This is a genomic window from Clostridium sp. C1 (assembly GCF_018223625.1).
GTDB lineage: Bacteria > Bacillota_I > Bacilli_A > Erysipelotrichales > Coprobacillaceae > Allocoprobacillus.
Map to the genome: position 1 here is coordinate 2,396,691 of NZ_CP073631.1, position 22,561 is coordinate 2,419,251.

The window sequence follows — 22,561 nt, forward strand, 5'->3', positions numbered from 1 at the left end:
GAAATATAAACTTATTCATGAGTATGATGTATAGGGGTGATTGTGATGGGATTCATTGATTTGCATATACATTCTTGTTGTTCTGATGGAGTGCTAACACCTTTTGAAATTGTTGATCAAGCGAAGGAAAATCATGTTGATATGATATCTATTACTGATCATGATTGTATTGATGCTTATACACCTTCTTTTTTGGATTATGCCAGAAAAAAAGATATTTCAGTTGTTTATGGAGTGGAAATATCGACACATTATCAAGGAACAGGATTTCATGTGTTAGGGTATCAATTTGATATTCATAATCCAAAACTTAATGAAAAACTTTATACATTAAAAAATGCAAGACATATTTATTTAAAGGAAGTTTCAAAAAAGTTAGAGGAGTTAGGGTATATTGTTTATGTTGATGAATTAAGTCAATTTAAGATAGTGACGAAGGCACATATTGCAAGTCATATTGTACAAAATAAAGAGAATGAAAAATTATTGCTTCATGATTTTGGATATATTCCTCAACGTGGTGAATTTATTGAAACTTTAATGAATGAGGGATGTCCAGCTTATGTGAAAAAGGAATCTATAACGCCTATGGAAGCAAGTCAGTTGATTAAAGAAGCGGGTGGAATAGTTGTATTAGCACATCCTGTCTGTTATGAACATGAAGATCATATCAATGTAGAATCTATAACCCATCTTGTTAAAGAGATGAATGCTGATGGAATAGAGGCTATTTATATGTATATAGATCAAAAAAATAATAAGATTAATGATATCGAAAAATGGAAGAATTTTGCTTTGAAGAATCATTTGTTTTATACAATGGGATCAGATTTTCATATGGATGATGGCATTCATCCTCAAATCGGATTAATAAATGAACAAGTATATATTCAAAATAATTATATACAATGGTTAAAAAAGAAAATGATAGGGGTATAATTTTATTGAAATCTATTGACAAAAGTGTAAAAAAGAGTATACTGAATATAGAGTTAGTTATAGCTAACTGATATATCTAAGCGTGTAAAAGATATATAAAGAATTGAAAGGAATAAGAAGAATCAAAATAGTTTCCCCTCATACTCCTATTCATCAAAAGCCAGATTGAAATCTAGACATACTTAACTATGATGATTTTCTATTCTTTCAAAAGCACTTTATGTGTATAAAGTAATCTTCGGATTACTTTTTTTCTTTTGTGATAAAGTTGCGTTTGAAATTTAGATGTGATAATCTAGGTATAAAGGTGATAGAAATGAAAAAAATGGAAATCAGACAGACAAAAATATTAGAATTATTAACAGAAAGAAAAAAAGTTGATGTGAATGAATTTTCACAGTTATTAAAAGTTTCGCAAGTGACAATTCGTAAAGATTTGGATTTATTAGAAAAAAAAGGGCTTATCATAAGGGCTCATGGATTTGCGACATTGAATGGTCAAGATGATATGAATAACAGATTGGCTTATCATTATGATATTAAACAAAAACTGGCAAAACTAGCCTGTGAACTGATTGAAGATGGAGAAACAATTATGATTGAATCGGGCTCTTGTTGTGCTTTATTGGCACAAGAGATAGCTGCCAGTAAAAAAGATGTAACGATTATATCCAATTCTTCATTTATTGCTGATTATATTCGTCAATATCCACAGGTGCGTATCATTTTGCTTGGTGGAGAATATCAAAAAGAAGCACAGGTTTGTGTTGGACCGATGACACGTAAATGTGTTGAAGCCTTTTTTGTGGATAAGTTCTTTATTGGAGCTGATGGTTTTTCAAAAACATCTGGTTTTACAGGGAATGATTATATGCGTAGTGAAACAGTAAGAGATATGGCAAAACAGGCACAGCATGTGATTGTAATTACAGAATCATCAAAGTTTCAACAGGTTGGATTGGTTAATCTTTTACCAACGGATCAAGTATCATATGTTGTGACAGATCAACAAATTCCATTGGATAGTGAAGACTATCTACAAAGTCAAAATATTATTGTAAAAAAGGTATAAAAAAGGAGCTATGCTCCTAAATAAAACAATCTATGTTATGATTAATAAAAATTTGTTGATAATCTTTTAAGTCCTCAGGATGGAGGGCTTTTTTATTTTGATAAAGATATTCTTGATTCAACATTTCATATTTCTTTTCTCCAAATTGATGAAAAGGTAATAACTGTACACGTTTAATTCCTGTTTTTTGAAATAATTTCACGAAACCTTCAGCATCTTCTAATGTACAATTAAAATTTGGTATGACAGGAATACGTGGTAATACATCAATGCCTTGTTGAATAGCCCATGTTAAATTTTGAATAATGAGTTCATTAGGAACACCTGTTTTGAAAAGGTGCTGGTGACTATCATAATGTTTGACATCAAAGAGTAATAAATCAAATTGTGGAGCTAATTGATGAAAAATGTCTTCTTGGATATAACCAGTTGTTTCAATCGCAACATGTATCTTTTCTGCTTTTAAAGCTTGAAGTAAAGCTTCTACAAACTGTGGCTGTCCCATACCTTCACCACCAGAAATCGTAACGCCACCATTGGATTCTTCATAAAAAGGAAGATCCTGTTTACAGATACGAACAATTTCTTGCACTTCCTGATATTCACCTTCACATGTTAATGAATGTGAAGGGCATTGTTGTGTACATTGTAAACATCCTATACATTTTTGAAAATCAATATGGATATGTTCATTGTTATAGGAAATAGCGTGTTGTGGGCAGACACTGATACAATGCAAACAATGTAGGCATGTCTGATGATTATATAGGATTTGAATATCTGGATTTTGTGATTCAGGGTTAGAACACCACTGACATCTTAAAGGACATCCTTTTAAAAAGACAGTTGTACGAATGCCCGGTCCATCATGAATACTAAATTTTTGAATGTTAAAAATGATACCTTTTGTCATAATTTCTCTCCTTTGAATATATGTTAACATATATATTGATGATAGTAAATGAAAAGTTTCATATGAAAGATGTTGCTGTTTTGTTTAAATAAATATTGACTTTAAATAAATGTATGATAATATATAATTGAAAATGAAATATAAAAACTTTCAAATGAAATAAAAAGGAGAAGAAAGATGAAGAATGTAGAACGTTTTGGTGATTTAACACCACGTATGAGTCATTTTAGAGAAGCAGTGCTTGATAAGAAACCTTATATTGATGCCCAACGTGCATTGCTTGTCACAGAAGCTTATGAAAAGTATAAAAATCAGACACCGGTTATGAAACGTGCCTATATGTTAAAGAATATATTGGAAAAGATGTCTATTTATATTGAGGATGAAACTTTGATTGTTGGTAATCAGGCATCTTCTAATAAAGATGCGCCTATTTTTCCTGAATATACAATGAAATTTGTTATTAAGGAATTGGACACTTTTGAAAAAAGAGACGGTGATGTTTTCTATATTACAGAAGAAACAAAAGAAGCATTAAGAAGGATTGCACCATTTTGGGAAAATAATAATTTAAGAGCAAAAGGAGAAGCTTTACTTCCTGAAGAAGTCAGTGTTTTTATGGAAACGGGATTTTTTGGGATGGAAGGAAAATTAAACTCTGGAGATGCACATTTAGCTGTTGATTATCAAAAAGTTCTGGAAATAGGATTAAAAGGTTATGAAGAAAGAGTTTTAGATATTCTAAGAGATTTGGACTTATGTGTTCCTGAAAATCTTAATAAGTATCAATTCTATAAAGCTGTATTGATTGTAATTGAAGCTGTGAGAACTTTTGCCAATCGTTTTAGTCTTTTAGCGAAAGAAAAAGCTCAAAAAGAAACAGGAAAAAGAAAAGAAGAATTATTAGAAATCAGTCGTATTTGTGCAAAAGTTCCATATCAACCTGCTCAAACATTTCATGAAGCGATTCAATCTGTATGGTTTATTCAATTAATTTTACAGATTGAATCTAATGGACATTCTTTATCTTATGGACGTTTTGACCAATATATGTATCCTTATTTAAAACATGATTTAGATAATCACATGATTAATGAAGATGAAGCTGTTGAATTACTGACAAATTTATGGATCAAAACATTAACGATTAATAAAGTCCGTAGTCAAGCTCATACATTTTCAAGTGCTGGAAGTCCAATGTATCAAAATGTGACTATTGGAGGACAGACCCCAGATCAAAAAGATGCTGTAAATAAACTTTCATTTTTAGTTTTAAAATCAGTAGCTCAAACAAGATTACCACAACCTAATCTGACTGTCAGATATCATGCGCATATCAATCAGGATTTCTTTGATGAAGCGATTGAAGTTATGAAACTAGGAACAGGGATGCCAGCATTTAATAATGATGAAGTCATTATTCCATCATTTATTGAAAAAGGTGTCAAAGAAGAAGATGCTTATAATTATTCTGCGATTGGATGCGTAGAAACAGCAGTGCCAGGAAAATGGGGTTATCGCTGTACAGGAATGAGTTATATGAATTTCCCAAGAATTTTATTGATTGCGATGAATAATGGTGTAGATATGACTTCTGGTAAACGTTTTGTGAAGGAATGTGGATATTTTACTGAAATGGAAACATATGAAGATTTGATGAAAGCATGGGATCAAGTTGTCAGAGAATTAACACGTATGAGTGTTATTGTTGAAAATGCTATTGATTTGGCTTCTGAAAGAGATGTTCCAGATGTTTTATGTTCTACCTTAACAGAAGATTGTATTGGTAGAGGAAAGACAATCAAAGAAGGTGGAGCTGTTTATGATTTTATTTCTGGATTACAGGTAGGCATTGCCAATATGGCAGATAGTTTAGCGGCTATTAAAAAACTTGTTTATGAAGAAAAGAAAATCACAAGACAGGAATTATGGGATGCAATTGTGCATGATTTTGCAGGTGAACAAGGACAAAAAATTCAACATATGTTGATCAATGATGCTCCTAAATATGGTAATGATAATGATGATGTTGATCAACTTGTTGTAGATGCTTATGCTTCTTATATTGATGAAATGAAGAAATATCCTAATACTAGATATGGTAGAGGACCAATTGGTGGTATTCGTTATGCTGGAACATCTTCTATTTCAGCAAATGTTGGACAAGGTTTTGGGACAATGGCAACACCAGATGGAAGACATGCCAAAACACCATTAGCTGAAGGATGTTCACCTGCTCATAGTTGTGATAAGAGTGGTCCAACAGCTGTCTTTAAATCAGTATCAAAACTACCAACACATGAAATTACAGGTGGTGTTCTATTGAATCAGAAAGTGACACCACAAATGTTATCAACTGAAGAAAATAAACAAAAACTAGAAATGATGATGAAAACATTCTTTAATCGTTTAGAAGGTTATCATGTTCAATATAATGTTGTGTCTAGAGATACATTGATTGATGCTCAAAAACATCCTGAAAAACATAAAGACCTCATTGTTCGTGTGGCAGGTTATTCAGCATTCTTTAATGTTTTATCAAAAGCAACACAAGATGATATTATTGAAAGAACAGAACAAACATTGTAGGAGGAAAAGAAAATGGAATTGATTATTGATACAGTTGATTTAAGTGAAATCAAAGAAGCAGTAGAATATATGCCTATTGTTGGTGTAACGAGTAATCCTTCAATAGTAAAAAAGACAAATCCAAAGGATTTCTTTGAACATATGCGAACAATTAGAGAAATTATTGGGAAGGATAGAAGTCTGCATATTCAAGTCATCTCTAAAGATTGTGACAGTATGGTGAAGGAAGCTCATAGAATCCTAGAAGAAATTGATAGACAGGTTTATATCAAGGTACCTGTATCTTATGAAGGTATCAAAGCGATTAAAATGCTGAAGGAAGAAAACATTCATGTCACAGCGACAGCAGTCTATGATTTAATGCAGGGATATATGGCATTGGCAGCAGGAGCAGACTATATTGCACCCTATGTTAATAGAATAGGAAACTTGGGAGCTGATCCAATGGAACTGATTTATGAGTTATCAAATCGTATCATCATGGATAACTATGATACAATGATTGTCGCAGCATCATTTAAAGGTGTTGAACAGATCAAGAATGCATTGAATAATGGAGCACAGGCGATAACAGCACCAGTAGGAATTTTAAAGCAGATATTCAAGAATCCAAACATAGAAAAAGCAGTGGATGATTTCAATGCTGACTGGTATAGTATGTATGGTGAAGGAAAAGGTATTTGCGATTTATAAGACGAGGGAACTCGTCTTTTTGTATAGTATGGTATTCTAAGATTTATCAAAAATACTTTTTATAATATCAGGCATTGCTAAATCAAAAAGATAGAGCATTTCCGGAATAGAGTGTTCATCATCTTTTAAAAACCAATGAATAGAAGTTATCATTGTTCCATTTAAATAGATAGATAAGACATCATACTGTGTTTTTGTTAATTTAGGTAATTTTGTACTCATTAATTGTATATATTTATTGATAAGTAAATGTATTAATGTGTTTTGAGAATCAATAAGAGCATTCTTAAAAAAATTTTTTTCTTTCCGTGAATAAAGTATAGTTTGCTTAGCTAGTGTATAGTAAGAATCTTGTGTCTTGGATGGAAAAAATTGAGGAACAATATCATTATGAAAAAAATAAGTTAAAACATCTTGTTTATTATGAAAGTGACGATAAAATGTTGTTCGACTTATGTGAGAATGATTTATAATTTGGTTTACTGTGATATTATCAAAAGGATATTCTTGTAAAAGTAGATAGAGAGATTTTGATAATTGATCTTTTGTTTTTCTTGTCATAATTTATACCTCTTTTTCTATATTATAACATGATAAGCGTTACACAATTGAAAAAGTGTTCCGTTTTTATTAGTAATATGATTTTATTATGGTAATTTCAATTCTTTTTTTTATAAATTCATTTAAAATAAAAAAAGGAGGATGAAAAAATGGAAGGTAAAATGAAATGTGCAATTTATTATGGAATTAAAAATGTTAAAATGGAAGAAAGAGATATACCAAAAATTGGTTCAAAAGATGTTCTTGTAAAAGTTTTGAGAGCTGGTATTTGTGGTTCTGATACAGGAGCTTATCTTCATGGAGGAGAACCTTATGGTATTTTTAAAGGACAAGAATTTGGACATGAAATGGTTGGAAGAATTGTTGAAAAAGGTGCTGATGTCCCAGATTGTTTTCAATTAGATGATATTGTTTTTATTGATCCAATGAAAGCGAGTCGTTTAGGAAGTTTTAAAGCAGACATGACAGGTGGATTTAGTGAATATGTTCGTGTTGAAGATGCTGCTTTGAATGTTAATTTATATATTCTAGATAAAAACGTTGACTTAGATACTGCTGCATTGATAGAACCGGTTAGTGTTGGGACACAAGGTGCAACTTGGATGAATCCATCTGTTGATCAAAATGTTGTTGTTTTAGGTGCGGGTACAATAGGTTTAGGTGCAACAGCAGGTCTATTATCTAGAGGTATAAAAAATGTTATAGTCGTTGATAAAGTCCAATGGCGTTTAGATAAAGCTAAGGAATTAGGAGCTAAAATCATTAATACAAGTGAGGATAATTTAGAGGAAAAATTATTAGAATATTGTGGTGAAGTTAGTAATGGGGCAGCTTTTCGCCCAGAAGATCTTAATCCAGATTTACTTCAACAAGTTATGGAATTTGCTAAAAAATCACATTTATCATTAGGTAAAAAAATTCCTAATGTTGATTATTATATTGATGCTGCAGGAGCTGTACCTTTATTACAACAAGTTTTTTCATTAGGAAAATTTGGTACAAAATATTCTATTGTTGCTGTATATGGAAAAGAGATTCCATTATCAGGAAATATGTTTATTGCTAATGAAGCAATGATTAGAGGATCAAAAGGATATAATACAAATACAATTCAAGAAGTTATTCAAATGATTGAAAAAAATGATATACCAGTAAAAACAATGATTACAAAAAAATATTCACATAAAGATTTTCCACAAGCAATTGAAGCAGCCAGTGATGTAACAAAAAATATTAAAGTTATTATAGATTATGAAATGTAAGAACTGATTTTCAGTTCTTTTTTATCTTAAGACGAGGGAACTCGTCTTTTTATGTTATAATATGATAAACCAAAGGAGAGAAAGAATTATGATTTATGTTTTGGGTATTGTTGTTGTGAGTCTTATTATTGTGTATCTTATTGTGAAAAAAAATCATTATTTTCAATGTCGGTATTGCTATCATATATGGAAACCAAACTTTTTCCAGATCATAGGGAATGTCAATTGTCAAGTCAATGATTATCATGTGAGATGTCCATACTGTCATCATGAACAAAATATTAAACGTTCTAGAGAAAATAAATTGTGATAAAATAGAGAAAAGAAAAGAGGGAGAGTTATGAAAGAAGTTGTTTTAGGAAGTACAGGTATTCAAGTTGTACAAAATGGGTTTGGAGCTTTACCTATTCAAAGAGTATCAATGGAAGTAGCCGTTAATATTTTAAGAAAGGCATATGAGGGTAGAATGCGTTTTTTTGATACCGCTCGTGCTTATAGTGACAGTGAAGAAAAGCTGGGAGAAGCATTACAGGTTTATTCTAGAGAAAGTTATTTTATCGCAACCAAAACAATGGCAACAACACCGGATGAATTTTGGAAGCAGCTACAACAGTCACTCACATTATTGAAAACAGATTATATTGATATTTATCAATTCCATTGTGCTTCACAAGTTTATAAGCCTCATGATGGAACAGGGATGTATGAATGTATGTTAGAAGCTAAAAAACAAGGAAAGATTAAACATATTGGGATTACTGCTCATCAATTGCAAGTCGCACTGGATGCAGTAGATTCAAAATTATATGAAACCATTCAATTTCCTTTTAGTTATTTATCATCAGATAAAGAATTAGAATTGGTTCAAAAAAGTCAAAAAGCTAATATGGGATTTATTGCGATGAAAGGGTTAGCTGGTGGTTTAATTAATCAATCCAAACCAGCTATGGCGTATATGAGTCAATTTGATAATGTTTTGCCTATTTGGGGTATTCAAAAAGAAAGTGAATTAGATGAATGGCTTTCTTATATGCAAGAAACACCTGTATTCAATGATGAAATGAAAGAATTTATTGAAAAGGAAAAAGAAGAATTATCTGGTGATTTCTGTAGAGGATGTGGTTATTGTATGCCTTGTCCAGTAGGGATCATGATTAATCAATGTGCACGTATGTCATTGATGTTAAGAAGGGCACCATCAAAGAGCTGGTTAACACCTGAAATGCAGGAAGAAATGAAAAAAATTGAAAATTGTTTACATTGTGGTCAATGTTCAAGAAAATGTCCATATGAATTAGATACACCAGCTTTACTACAAAAGAATTACGAAGATTATCAAAAAGTTTTATCAGGTGAAGTGAAAGTTCAATAACAGTATGAAATCATGCTGTTATTTTTTTAAAACATGTTATAATAAAAATAATAAAGATGAAGGAGAGAATTTATGAGCAAGATTATATTTTTAGATGTTGATGGAACATTGATTGACTATGAAGCAAAGTTACCTGCTTCAGCTGCGAAAGCTGTAGATATGGCACGTGCCAATGGACATAAAGTCTATATTTGTACAGGATGTTCAAAAGCTGAAATTGAACAAAGAAATCTTTGTGAATTAGATGGAATGATTGGTGGTAACGGGGCTTATGTAGAAGATCATGGACATGTCGTGATGCATCAAGGATTATCTAAAGAAGATGTCAAACATATTGTTGACTGGTGTAATGAAAGACATCTAGGCTTTTATTTAGAAGCTAACAGTGGTATGTATTGTAATGATTATATGTTAGAGCAGGGACCTGAAACAATGATTAAATATGCTCAGGGAAAGGGAGCAGATTTAAGCAAAGCCAAAGAATCTTCAAAGAAGTTTATGGATGGATTTATTCATTTACAAGGTGAAGATTTATATCGAGATGATGTCAATAAAATTAGCTTTATTTTAAGTAGTTATCAAGATCATTTAGATTCACAAAAGGAATTTCCTCATTTAATAGCAAATACTTGGGGTGGCAAAGGTGAAGTGGCTTTATATGGTGATTTAGGACCAACAGGGATTACCAAAAGACATGCGATTGAAGTGTTATTAGATTATCTAGGAGCAGATCAAAAAGATACGATTTCATTTGGTGATGCGAAAATTGATTTATCTATGTTTGAATGTTGTGATTATAATGTTGCTATGGGAAATGGTGGTAAAGAAATTAAAGAAGCTGCTGATTATATTACAACAGATGTAAATGATGATGGTTTATATAATGCTTTTCGTTATTTAAATTTAATAGATTAAAAGAATTATTTTGACAATTAAAAATGAGTTCATATAAAACTTGTTGATAATTGTCTTTTTTATATCATTGATTTCTTTTGTTTTTTCAATAAAGATGTTATAATAATGAGCGAATTGTAAGGAGAGGATTTTGTGAAAGAACCAAAATATAAATTTATAGATATTCATAAAATTGAAGCCAATGGTCATCAGCCAAGAACTCATTTTGAAAATGAGAAGATTCAAGAATTAGCTGTATCTATCCAACAAAATGGATTATTACAACCTATTGTTGTTAGACCTTATCAAGGAAAGTATCAGATTGTTGTTGGGGAAAGACGTTATCGTGCCTGTCTTTTAGCAGGTATCGAAGAAGTTCCATGTTTAGTTCAAAATTATGATGAACAACAAACAGCAACAGCAGCGATTGTTGAAAATATTCAAAGAGAAAATTTATCGGCTATTGAAGAAGCATTGGCATATCAACAAATCTTGGATACGCAAAATATAACACAGGAAGAATTAGCTCAAAAGGTTGGTAAAAAGCAATCGACGATTGCGAATAAATTAAGATTATTACAACTTCCGATGACTGTACAAGAGGCAGTACGAAGAAAAGATATTACAGAAAGACATGCCAGAGCTTTATTGAAATTAGATACAACTGCTAAACAAAATAATATGTTAAGAGAAATTATGGATAAAGGTTTAAATGTTGAACAGACAGAAGAAAAGATTAAAAAGAAAATTGAACCAAAGAAACCTAAACCTAAAACAAAGAGTATTTCACAAAATTTAAAGATAGCGATGAATACATTAGATCAGGCTGCCATGATGGTACAACAGGCTGGGGTAGACATAAGTGTAGATATATCAGAAACAGAAGATGAAGTGATTTATGTGATTAAGATGAAAAAATAGCTTCATCTTTTTTTGACGTGTTTAAAGAGAAGTGCTATGATAATAAAAAAGGGAGCTTATAAATAGGCTGAGAGGAAGTTGTGAACTTCGACCATACCTGATTTGGATAATGCCAACGTAGGGATATAAAATGAGTATTAAGAGTATATCCCTTGATATATTCTTTTTTTTGTAAGGAGGATGAAAAGATGATAGAACAAGTCAAAAATGCTAAACCATTAATTCATTGTATCACTAATAAAGTGACAATGAATGATTGTGCCAATGCTTTACTCGCAATTGGCGGGAGTCCTATTATGGCTGATGATGAGGCAGAAGTAGAAGACATTACATCTATTTGTCAAGGATTGCTGATTAATGTTGGAACATTGAATCAGGCAACCATTCCATCTATGATGAAAGCTGGAAAAAAAGCCAATGCCTTACAACACCCTGTTTTATTAGATCCCGTTGGAATAGGCGCAAGTCAATTACGTTATCAGACAACTCAACAATTATTAAAAGAAGTTCATTTTGATGTCATTAGAGGAAATATTTCAGAAATGAAAGCTTTAATGAATATCCAGTCACAATCAAGAGGTGTTGATGCGAATGCATCAGACAGTATAACGGATGAAAACTTAGATGAAAATATAATATGGTTACAACAACTCAGTTCAAAGACAGGAGCAATTATAGCGGTTAGTGGAGCTATTGATGTGATTGTGGATAGTCAAAATGCTTATATTGTTAGAAATGGATGTCAAGAAATGTCTATGATTACAGGAACAGGTTGTATGTTAAGTGCAATTATGTCTGCATTTATGGTTGTTCATCGTCAAAGACTGTTAGAAGCATGTACTTATGTCAGTGCATTGATGGGATATTGTGGAGAGTTGGCAAAAAATAAAATGCTTGTTGAGAAATTAGGTGTGGGAAGTTTAAGAGTTTATTTGATGGATTATTTATCACTTATGAATGATGGTATATTGAAAGAAGGAATGAAGATTGAAAAAAGATGTTAAGAAAGCCATGCCATTATATCTGGTTACAGATCGTCGCTGGTTAAAGGAACCACTGATTCAAACAGTTGAAAAGGCAATTCAAGGTGGTGTGACTTGTGTTCAGTTAAGAGAAAAGCATTTGGATCAAAAATATTTTGTTGAATCAGCTAGACAACTTTTATCTCTTTGTCACCAACATCATATTCCTTTGATTATTAATGATGATGTTGATGTGATGATAACAGTTCAAGCGGATGGTGTGCATGTTGGGCAAAATGATATGGATGCAAAAAAGGTAAGAGAGATGATTGGACCGGATAAAATATTGGGTGTATCAGTAAGAACTGTGGAACAGGCTTTAAAAGCACAACAAGATGGAGCCGATTATTTAGGAGTGGGTTCTATTTTTGTGACACACACAAAAGATGATGCCAAAAAAGTGGAAATACAGACGTTAAAAGATATTTGTCAAGCTGTTGATATTCCAGTGATTGCTATTGGAGGTATTGGACAGAATAATCTTTTACAATTAAAGGGGACAGGCATTGATGGAGTAGCTGTAGTTAGTGCTATTATGGCTCAAGATGATGTGTTCAAGGCTGCCCAGAATTTAAAAGGAAAAGTTAAGGAGGATATTTTATGAAAACAGTTTTAACAATTGCAGGAACGGACCCAACAGGAGGGGCTGGGGCACAGGCCGATTTAAAAACATTCATGGCTCATAAAGTCTATGGAATGAGTATTATGACATCATTGGTTGCTCAAAATACATTAGGTGTTAAAGATATTATGGATGTGACTCCTTATTTTTTAGAAGAACAATTTCAATGTGTTTTTGAAGATATTTATCCAGATGCAGTCAAGATCGGAATGGTTTCACAACCAGAATTAATTCATAAAATTGTTGAACAATTGAAAAAATATCATGCTAAAAATATTGTTGTAGACCCTGTGATGGTTTCTACAAGTGGTTCACGTTTATTAGCTGATAGTGCTTTAGAAGCTTTAAAAAGTGAGTTGATTCCATTATCTTGTATCATCACACCGAATATTCCTGAAACAGAAGTTTTAGTGAATCATACGATTCAAAGTAAAGAGGATATGATTCAAGCGGCTAAAGAAATACAACAATGGTATCAAGGAGCTATTTTGATTAAAGGAGGACATTTTGAAAAACGTGCTGATGATTTACTTGTCATAAATAATGAGGTTTATTGGCTAGAATGTGAGCATATTGACAATCCAAATACACATGGAACAGGTTGTACTTTATCTAGTGCCATAGCTTCCAATCTGGCTTTGGGTTATGATTTAAAAACAAGTGTGGAAAAAGCCAAGAAGTATATTACAGGAGCATTAAAAGCTAATCTAAATTTAGGACATGGCAGTGGACCATTGAATCATTGCTGGAATTTATAATAGAATAATGAAATATAAAAAATAATGATTAGATTAGGAATTAAGCATTGAATATGTATCTGATAATAGATATATATTCAATGTTTTTTATATTATTTAGGATATTATCAATGATTTTTCTATTCATAAATGTCTTATGGGATGTGTTTAATATTTTCATACTTCTTATTTTTAGTGTTTAAATAAATCAAAATTCGTCGAAAATTCATACACTTTTTCTTTTGACATACGAATTAAAGTACACTTTATTAAGGGAGGTGTACGAATAATGCAATATTCATTAGTGAAAGGGAAAATATGGAAGCAAATTCTGAAATTCTTTTTTCCTATATTAATAGGAACTTTTTTTCAACAGTTATATAATACCGTTGATACAATTATTGTTGGACAGTATGTAGGGACTCAGGCATTAGCCGCTGTTGGATCAACAGGAAATCTTATTAGTTTGCTGGTGGATTTTTTTGTTGGATTATCTTCAGGAACAACTGTTTTGATTGCTCAGTTTTTTGGAGCAAATCAAGAACATCGTGTTTCTAAAACTGTTCATACATCTTTTGCTTTAGCTATTGTCTGTGGCTTGATAATGACTTTATTTGGCTTGTTTTTTTCTGGAAAGTGTTTAAATATGATGGGAGTTCCATCAGATATATTAGAGGCAGCAACTTTGTATATGCGATTGTATTTTTTAGGTGGTATACCTCTAGTTGTCTATAATATTGGAACAGGAGTATTACGTGCTATTGGAGATAGTCACACGCCTTTAATATATCTTATGATTTGTACTTTTATTAATATTGTTTTAGATTATATTTTTATTGTTTATTTTTACATGGGAATTGCTGGGGCAGGTATTGCGACAGCTATTGCACAGTTTGTTTCTGCACTTCTTGTCTGTTACAAACTAATTAAAGCAAAAGGCTGTTATCAATTATGTTTGAAAAAGATAGAGTTTGATATAGAAATTTTAAAAAATGTTTTAAAAATTGGTATTCCAGCGGGGTTACAAGCAGTTATGTATGCAGTTTCCAATATTATTTTACAAGTTAAAATTAATTCTTTTGGAACATCTATGATTGCCGCATGGACTGTTTATTGTAAAATAGATGCCCTGTTTTTTATGATAGCCGCTGCATACAGTTCAGCATTAACAACTTTTGTAGGTCAAAATTATGGAGCTGGGCTTTATACAAGAGTGCGACAGGGAATGAAAATTTGTATTGGCATGTTAAGTATCTCAGCCATTTTTCTAAGTATTTGTTTGATGACTTTTGGTAGACAGATTGCATCATTGTTTTCAAATGATTCGCAAGTTATTTTAGAAACTGTTCAAATTATCTATTATATTGTTCCATATTATGTTACATATAGCGGAGCTGAAATTATTTCGGCTACAATGCGAGGATGTGGAGATGCATTCAAACCAATGATTATTGTTTGTTGTGGAGTTTGTTTATTAAGAATTCTTTGGGTTATTGGGATTCCTGATATGTTTGCTTCATTTCATATGGTTGTTGTATGTTATCCTATTTCATGGGCAGCAACATCTATATTATTTGTTGGATATTATCAAAATTTTAAGAACCGCTTTTTAAAAAGTGTCTAAAATATATAAAAAGTGACAATTATTTAAACACTGAATTCTTATTAAATAGATTTTTATATGATAAAAAAAGAAAGGGAGATGAGGTGATAATGTTAGATAAAATCAAACGATATATTGGTCCACGAAAGTTTTATCAATATGTTTTTTCTATGGCAATCCCTTTAGGTTTTCAACAATTGATTTCTAGTTGTATGGGGATTGTAGATTCGTTAATGGTATCATGGATTGGTCAAGTGACAGCAGTAGGAACGGCTGTACAGATTGAAACATTATGTACATCGGTTTCTTGGGGAAGTGCTGCAGGAGTTGGAATTTTTTCTGTGCAATTTTTTGGTGCTAAGGATTTTACAAGCTTCAAAAAGTCATTTGGTTTAAGTGTCTTGTTAGCTTTGATTTCAGGTTTATTTTGGTTTTCTGTAGCAAGTTTTTTTGGGAAAGTGATTTTACAATTTTATATAAGTGATGCAAGTGTTATTCAAAACGGACTAGCCTATCTAAATATTGCAAAATTCTCATATTTTCCATTAGCGTTAAGTTTTGTTTTCAATATGACTTATCGCAATATTAATCGTCCAAAAGTACCTTTGATTATAGGAATTATTGCAATGATCATGAATATAGTCGTGAATTATATACTTATTTTTGGATTGTATGGTTTTCCACGAATGGGGATACAAGGTGCAGCTATGGGAACATGTATAGCTCAAATGTCATCATTATGTATTCATGTTTTGTATGCTTATCAAACAAAACAACCTTTTATAGGTAGTTTTCAAGAAATGTTTACATTTGACCGTTATTTTATTCAACCCATTTTACAAAAAACACAATCTATTGTATTTAATGAACTATTATTTGGGTTTGGCTCAACATTATTTATTAAAGCATTTGGAGCTTTAGGAACACGATCTATGGATGCTTATTATGTTGGAGAAAAAATATCAAATGTATTTTATGCTTTTGCAAATGGATTTTCTAATGCAGTAGCTGCAATTGTTGGTTATTCATTAGGTTATGGTGATGGTCATAAAGCAAAAGAAGAAGGTGATTATTTAATGACTTTAGCAACTGCTATGTCAGTTGTCTGTCTGATATTCATTTATTTTGGTTCGCCTCTTTTTGTCCAAATCTTTGACTTGACTCATCCACAAGTCATTCAAGAAGCTATACTTATTGTGAAAGTTTTTGCTTTGCGTATAGCGTTACGATTCTTTATCGTTATTGTTTTTTCTTCACTCAGAGCTGGAGGGGATTCTAAGGTATTAACTTTACTTGATAGTGGATTGATGTGGAGTGTAGGAATTCCATTAGCATTTATAAGTGTTCATATCTTTCAGATTCAAAGTATAGCTATTGTTTTTTTGATTTGCCAATTAGAACAAATTGTGAGAGTGATTTTAGGAATTAAACGTTATCAAACAGGAAAATGGATTGTGAATTTAACAACATATGTTCATGATTCAATAAAATAAGGAGGAAGAAAATGTTACCAAAATTAATTATTTTTGATGTTGATGGTCTTATGCTTGATACAGAAGCAAGATGGCAAGAAGCTTGGGATAGTGTTGGAAAGCGTTATGGTGTACAGGATTTGGGAAATACAACTTTTTTAAAATGTGTAGGGAGAAATGGTAAAGAAGTTGAAGATATTGTGAAGAACGATCTTCGACAATTTGCTCATCCAGAAAAGATTTTACAAGAAGTGAGAGAATATGGTGATGAACTTCTAAAAGAAAGAATTGATATAAAGAAAGGTCTTATGGAATTATTACGTTTTATTCAATCATTATCTATTCCTGTAGCAGTTGCAACAGCGACAGATAAAGACACAACTTATCAAAGATTATCTCGATTACAGTTATGGGATCAATTTGATTATATATTGTGTGGCAATGAAGTTCATTTAAGGAAACCACATCCAGAAATTTATGAAACAGTATTGAATTATTTTGGTGTCGATTCACAAGAGGCATGGGTATTAGAAGATTCATATGTGGGTGTCGAAGCTGCATATCGTGCACATATTCCTTGTATCATGATTCCAGATTTAGCACCAGCACAAGAAAAACAGAAAAGAGAAACTTTTGCTATAGTAGATTCTTTGATAGATGTTATTGATATATTAAAGAAGAATATTCAGGTAACTATGATGACATATATTCAAGAAACACCACAACAGATGAAAGACAATATCATAAATATAGAAGAAATAACAAAGCCTCTGGTACAGCTTTATTTACAAAAAGAATATCAGTCCCTATGGATTATTGCTTGTGGCTCTAGTTTTAATGGGGCACAATGTGCAAAACCATTTTTAATGAAATATTTAAATTGTGATGTTAAAGTCATTTCACCTATGAGTTTTGTATATTTTGAAAATCAAATAACAGAAGATGATTTTGTTTTTGTGGTTTCACAAAGTGGTCATTCTACAAATTGTATTCAAGCACTTCAAAAATTAAAATCACTTCATCGAGAAGCTGTCCTTATAACAGGACAAAAAAATGATGATTTGAAATCATATGCAGATATTGTTGTAGATTATCATATGGGAATAGAAACTGTAGGATATGTCACAAAAGGTATTGTGATGCTGATTGAATATTTGATTTTATTTGCATTGGTATCTGGTTTGAAAAAACATTGTATTCATCAAGAAGTTTATGATGAAATCATTAAGGAACTATTAGAGGTACCTGAACGTCATCAAATAATTCAAGAAGAAACAAAACAATTTTATCAAAAGCATCTATATGAAATGACTTCTTTGAATCCTACATTTTTTATAGGATTCATTCAAAGTTATGGCATTGCTTTAGAAGGGGCATTGAAAATGGCAGAAACAACAAAGCATCCATGTATGGCTTATGAAGCAGAAGAATTTATTCATGGATTTAATCTCCAATTGACACCAGCATATACAGTGTGGTGTATTGATGATTGTTCACAGGGAAGTTCACGTATCATCTCAATTTATCAAGCCATTCAAAGTGTTACACCACGAACTTATGCAATCACGAATAGCCCTTTGGTTGATGATGAACATGCGATAAGAATTCCTTTTCATATTCATGAACCATTATTAATGCCTTTGTACATTTTACCGGTATTTCAAGTTTTATCTTATCAGATCAGTGAAGAATTACAAACATGGAATACGCATCCAAGATTTTCTAAGTTTAATGATTATGTTCAAACCAAAACTAATGAATAGATTTATAAAAAATGGAATGATTTCCATTTTTTATTTTTCAACACTTTTGTAGATTATAAAAAAACAAAGGGATATGACTGTTAGAGTAGTGTTGAAAAATGTCAAAAAATCAGAAAAAGTTATAAAAAACAGAACATTAAGACAAATATGTCAACACTACTTATAACAAAAAATGAGTTTGGTATAGTAGAGGTATCAAAAGAGAACATCAAAAAAGGAGGAAATAGAAAATGTTTGATGTCAAAAAAATAATTGAAGAAATTACTTCAGAAAAACAAATTAAAAATTTAAGTTTTGCAGGTGTTGGAGGATCTTTAGCATGTTTCTATGCAGCATATTACTATGTTCAAAGAGAAGCTAAAAATATAACAACAAGTTATACTTCAGCAAATGAATTTGTTCATGATACACCAGCTTGTATTGGTGAAAACTCAATCGTGGTCATTGCATCTAGAGGTGGAAATACTGCAGAAACAGTAGAAGCAGGACGTGTTGCAAAATCTAAAGGAGCAACAGTTATTGGATTGACACATGAAGCACAAGATACAGGTATTCATGAAGTTTCTGATTATACAATTGTTTTTGAAGATGGAGAAAGTATTCCATTTGAAGTAGGAAAATCTGCTTATATCTTAAAAATTGCTTATGAAACTTTATATCAAGTGGAAGGAACTGGTCAATATGAAGCAATGGTAGAAGCAATGAATAAAATGAATGAATTAGTACCAGCTGCACAAAAAGCTATTGTTCCTGAAGCTATTCAATTTTCTATTCAATATAAAGATAATCCAGTTATTTATACAATGGGAAGTGGTACAGCATGGTCTGCTGCACAACAAGAAACAATTTGTATTTTAATGGAAATGCAATGGATCAATTCAGCAGTTATTCATACAGGAGAATATTTCCATGGTCCATTTGAAATCACTGATCCAGATACAGCATTCTTATTATTAAAATCAACTGGAAAAACGAAAGCATTGGACGAAAGAGCTATTCGATTCTTAGATCAGTACAATCATCATCATACAGTGATTGATTTGGAAAAATATGGTTCACATGAATTAGGTGAAGTTAGTGAATATTATGATTATGATTTCCATACAGCGCTTTTAGATGTATTTAATCATTTATTAGCTGATATGAGAGATCATCCATTAAGTAAAAGAAAATATATGTGGAAATATAAATATTAAAATGAATTGTCATTAGAAAGTGAGTGTTTCTAAAACTCTCACTTTCTATCAAAGGTAGGCAAAAAAGATAGTGTTTAATTTTTCAACACTAAATCATCTAAAAAGTGAGTTAGTGTATATTTAAGTATATGAAATGTAAAAAGTGCATTTTATGAAAGGATGATGAATGTGACAGGGAGTACAAAAAGTATGATTTTAAATTATATGAATGATTTAACACAAAACTTTGATTTTACTCAAGTGAGTCATTTTACAGCATCATCTATTGCAAAAGAAATGCATATTAGTCGCAGTTTAGCAAGTCAATATCTTAATGAACTTGTAAAAGAAAAATTGGTGATGAAGATTAATTCTCGACCTGTATATTTTTTGCATCGTCAGAAAATGGAAGAATTATTTCATTTGGTATTTCAAAATGATGATTTTTATGACTTAGAGGAAGTAAAACAATATATTAATGAACATTCCGTAGGAGATGGTGATTATTCTCAGATTATTGGTTATGATAAATCTTTAGCGGAGCCTATTAAACAATTAAGAGAAGCTTTTGAATATCCACCAAGCGGATTACCAATTATTTTGTATGGGGCAAAAGGTACAGGTAAGAGAACACTTAGTCAAGTCATTTATGAAAATGCAGCAAGGCGTGGAAAGATTAATGAAAATGCAAAAGTGTTTAAGATAGAATTTACACCTACCAATAGTGAACAAGTATCATTAAAAATTTTTGGAGATGGACATAAAAGTGGATTGATTGACCAGTATGATTATATTGTTTTCATTTTAGCTGGTGCACAATATATGTCCGAATCATTTCAAGAAAAATTATGTCATTTGATTGAAATAGGCAAGAGCGCAAATACCAAAAAAATGAAATATCTCCATAAAACAATCAGATATATTCTTTTATCTGATATTCATCCGCATCATTTTATGGTTGATTGCCTGCTTAAAAATATTCCTGTCTTAATTTCTTTGCCTTTATTAAAAGAAAAGAGCAAAGAAGAAATTGAAGAGCTCATTATTCATTTCATGATCAATGAAGGCAAGAAAATGAATAAAATTATTAAAGTCAGTAGTAGTGTTTTAAGAGCATTGGTTAATGGTGATTATTCACAGAACTTAATCGGATTACAATCTGCTATACAGATTATGTGTGCTTCTGCCTTAAAAGAAAATACAGGTAATAAAGAAGTTATTATTCATACATATCATTTACCAGAATATTTATTAAGAACACTTCCGATTGTTACTGATGAAGATATTGTTTATATTGATACAACAGCTTATAAGAAAAGTGATCAGATTGATTATATTTTGGATTATTTTAGTATGATTGTAAAATCATTTTTTAAAGATCAAGATTTTCAGGAATCCCTAAAAGATGCACAACATCATTTTGACTTATTAAGTGATTTTCTTTCATATAAACAAAGGGTTGCTCCTGAACGTATTAAAGGTATAGAAATCTCCCTCTCTAATATTTTTGATACTATATTAAAAAAACGTTATATGAACCTGCCTAGTGGCTTTAGCTATACCTTTGCAAAGTTAATGTATATGAATGAATTGTATCACTCATCTATATATAAATGGCAACAGAAGAATCATTTTGATATAGATAATATATTAACGCAGTTGAAGGAGCATTGTATTAATGAAACATTAATTGTTGAAGAGATGATACGATTAGTCAATTCTAATTTAGAAACAGATATTGATAGTTTTTTTAAATTAATCATGATAGTCAATCTTAATCATTATAATACAGTCAGAAAAACACAAAAAATATTTGGAATTATTATCTGTCATGGGTATTCTACAGCAACATCAATAGCTGAGGCTGTTAATAGTTTGCTGGAAAATTATATATTTGATGCTGTAGATATGCCATTAGATGTAACAATTGATGAAATTAAAGAAATACTAGTTGAGAGAATTAATCGTATGCATAGTAATGCAGATGTTATTGTTATGGTGGATATGGGGTCTTTAGAATTATTAGGAAAAAGCTTAAGTACAGCGATTAATTGTAATGTAGGTGTCATTAATAATGTTTCAACGAGATTAGCATTAAATGTTGGTAATGCTATTTTGAATGAAAATAATATGAAAATGATTTTAGAAAAAGTCAGTGCTCATTCAATGGCAAAATATACAATTGTAAAAAGACAAAAAAAGGATGCTATTATCTTTACAAGCGAAAGTGGAATTCAAACAGCCCAACGAATGAGAGAATTATTTGAAAATAGTTTATCAACAAAGTCTATTCCTGTAGATTTTGTGGTTTGTGATTACAATCAATTAATTTCTAGTGGTCAAGATCATGAAATTTTTAATAACAATAATGTATTGTTTATTACAGGGACGGCTAATCCTCATGTGAATGGACAAAAATTTGTTGCTTTAGAGGACATTATTTCTGGTCATCATATAGATATTATTATGAAAAGATTATCACCATATTTAAATGTTGAAGAATTAGATCATATGATTTCTGATTTACGAAAAAACTTTACTTTACTCAATGTTGTCGGATATTTAACCATTTTAAACCCCCAAGTTTTGTTAGACAATGTGAGTGTAGCTATGGATGTTTTGCAAGATTGTTTGCAAGAAAAGTTTGATGGAAAAACACTTATAGGACTTTATATACATGTTTGTTGCCTTATTGAAAGACTTGTTACAAAAACAGCTATTACAGAATTTGACGATTTAGAGAATTTTGAAAAAACACATATGCATTTTATTAAGTGTGTTCATGAAGCATTTCATATTATATCGAAACGCTATAATATTGTGATTCCAACAAGTGAAATTGCCTATCTTTATGAATTTATTGATGCTGATCATAATGCAAAATAAAATCTATTTTGCATTATGACAGGTATGTTAAATGAGAAGAACTCCTTTCATAAAGAAGGAGAGAA

19 protein-coding genes and 1 riboswitch are annotated in these 22,561 nt (G+C 31.1%); of the genes, 17 read left to right on the forward strand and 2 right to left on the reverse strand.

Translation table 11 applies throughout. The features are described 5' to 3' along the window. The first annotated feature begins 45 nt into the window (after positions 1-45). Both KEC48_RS12855 and KEC48_RS12860 read left to right on the forward strand, forming a co-directional pair. Positions 46-939 carry a PHP domain-containing protein gene (locus KEC48_RS12855; RefSeq protein WP_211962767.1) on the forward strand — a complete coding sequence of 298 codons (894 nt, stop codon included), beginning with the start codon at positions 46-48 and terminating at the stop codon, positions 937-939. A 316-nt stretch (positions 940-1,255) separates the two neighbouring features. After that, positions 1,256-2,011 carry a DeoR/GlpR family DNA-binding transcription regulator gene (locus KEC48_RS12860; protein ID WP_349291034.1) on the forward strand — a complete coding sequence of 252 codons (756 nt, stop codon included), beginning with the start codon at positions 1,256-1,258 and terminating at the stop codon, positions 2,009-2,011. Positions 2,012-2,027: 16 nt separating this feature from the next. On the opposite strand, the gene KEC48_RS12865 is transcribed toward KEC48_RS12860, so the two are convergent. After that, positions 2,028-2,924, reverse strand: a complete 897-nt coding sequence (locus KEC48_RS12865) for a glycyl-radical enzyme activating protein (protein ID WP_211962777.1) — start codon at positions 2,922-2,924, stop codon at positions 2,028-2,030. 177 nt (positions 2,925-3,101) lie between these two features. On the opposite strand from KEC48_RS12865, the gene KEC48_RS12870 reads away from it, so the two are divergent. Further along, positions 3,102-5,513 carry a glycyl radical protein gene (locus KEC48_RS12870; protein WP_211962786.1) on the forward strand — a complete coding sequence of 804 codons (2,412 nt, stop codon included), beginning with the start codon at positions 3,102-3,104 and terminating at the stop codon, positions 5,511-5,513. A gap of 12 nt (positions 5,514-5,525) precedes the next feature. Continuing rightward, positions 5,526-6,206 carry a fructose-6-phosphate aldolase gene (locus KEC48_RS12875; protein WP_211962788.1) on the forward strand — a complete coding sequence of 227 codons (681 nt, stop codon included), beginning with the start codon at positions 5,526-5,528 and terminating at the stop codon, positions 6,204-6,206. Between the two features lie 36 nt (positions 6,207-6,242). On the opposite strand, the gene KEC48_RS12880 is transcribed toward KEC48_RS12875, so the two are convergent. Then, positions 6,243-6,767, reverse strand: a complete 525-nt coding sequence (locus KEC48_RS12880) for a TetR/AcrR family transcriptional regulator (protein WP_087357042.1) — start codon at positions 6,765-6,767, stop codon at positions 6,243-6,245. Positions 6,768-6,916: 149 nt separating this feature from the next. Here KEC48_RS12880 and KEC48_RS12885 point away from each other — a divergent pair, with 149 nt between their 5' ends. From KEC48_RS12885 to KEC48_RS12945, 13 genes are all read left to right on the forward strand, one after another. After that, the gene (locus tag KEC48_RS12885) at positions 6,917-8,029 is read left to right on the forward strand and encodes a zinc-binding dehydrogenase (RefSeq protein ID WP_087357043.1); all 1,113 of its coding nucleotides are present in this window, start codon (positions 6,917-6,919) and stop codon (positions 8,027-8,029) included. An 88-nt stretch (positions 8,030-8,117) separates the two neighbouring features. Beyond that, positions 8,118-8,339: a hypothetical protein gene (locus tag KEC48_RS12890; RefSeq protein ID WP_087357044.1), complete on the forward strand. Its 222-nt coding sequence runs from the start codon at positions 8,118-8,120 to the stop codon at positions 8,337-8,339. A gap of 30 nt (positions 8,340-8,369) precedes the next feature. Continuing rightward, entirely contained in the window at positions 8,370-9,401 is a 1,032-nt protein-coding gene (locus tag KEC48_RS12895) for an aldo/keto reductase (RefSeq protein ID WP_211962790.1), read from the forward strand. Positions 9,402-9,473: 72 nt separating this feature from the next. Continuing rightward, entirely contained in the window at positions 9,474-10,316 is an 843-nt protein-coding gene (locus tag KEC48_RS12900; RefSeq protein ID WP_205089696.1) for an HAD family hydrolase, read from the forward strand. A 132-nt stretch (positions 10,317-10,448) separates the two neighbouring features. Continuing rightward, on the forward strand, positions 10,449-11,216 hold the full coding sequence (gene noc, locus KEC48_RS12905; RefSeq protein ID WP_087357046.1) for a nucleoid occlusion protein: 768 nt from the start codon (positions 10,449-10,451) through the stop codon (positions 11,214-11,216). Between the two features lie 38 nt (positions 11,217-11,254). Further along, a riboswitch (TPP riboswitch) is annotated at positions 11,255-11,357 on the forward strand. 47 nt (positions 11,358-11,404) lie between these two features. Continuing rightward, positions 11,405-12,220, forward strand: a complete 816-nt coding sequence (thiM, locus tag KEC48_RS12910; protein ID WP_211962792.1) for a hydroxyethylthiazole kinase — start codon at positions 11,405-11,407, stop codon at positions 12,218-12,220. Further along, entirely contained in the window at positions 12,204-12,842 is a 639-nt protein-coding gene (gene thiE, locus KEC48_RS12915; RefSeq protein ID WP_211962794.1) for a thiamine phosphate synthase, read from the forward strand. Before thiM ends, thiE begins: the two co-directional genes overlap by 17 nt. After that, positions 12,839-13,618, forward strand: coding sequence for a bifunctional hydroxymethylpyrimidine kinase/phosphomethylpyrimidine kinase (gene thiD / locus KEC48_RS12920; RefSeq protein ID WP_211962796.1), 780 nt, complete (start codon positions 12,839-12,841; stop codon positions 13,616-13,618). The genes thiE and thiD overlap by 4 nt, the downstream gene beginning before the upstream one ends. Positions 13,619-13,886: 268 nt before the next feature. Beyond that, a complete protein-coding gene (locus KEC48_RS12925; RefSeq protein ID WP_211962798.1) occupies positions 13,887-15,221 on the forward strand; it encodes an MATE family efflux transporter in 1,335 nt (444 codons plus the stop codon). Between the two features lie 89 nt (positions 15,222-15,310). Then, positions 15,311-16,693 (forward strand): MATE family efflux transporter, encoded by a 1,383-nt coding sequence (locus KEC48_RS12930; RefSeq protein ID WP_211962804.1) that lies wholly within the window; start codon positions 15,311-15,313, stop codon positions 16,691-16,693. 11 nt (positions 16,694-16,704) lie between these two features. Further along, complete coding sequence (locus KEC48_RS12935) at positions 16,705-18,435, forward strand: HAD-IA family hydrolase (RefSeq protein ID WP_211962805.1); 1,731 nt, start codon at positions 16,705-16,707, stop codon at positions 18,433-18,435. A gap of 230 nt (positions 18,436-18,665) precedes the next feature. Then, positions 18,666-19,631, forward strand: a complete 966-nt coding sequence (locus KEC48_RS12940) for an SIS domain-containing protein (RefSeq protein WP_211962806.1) — start codon at positions 18,666-18,668, stop codon at positions 19,629-19,631. 189 nt (positions 19,632-19,820) lie between these two features. Then, on the forward strand, positions 19,821-22,496 hold the full coding sequence (locus KEC48_RS12945; protein ID WP_211962807.1) for a PRD domain-containing protein: 2,676 nt from the start codon (positions 19,821-19,823) through the stop codon (positions 22,494-22,496). The last annotated feature ends 65 nt before the right edge of the window (positions 22,497-22,561 follow it).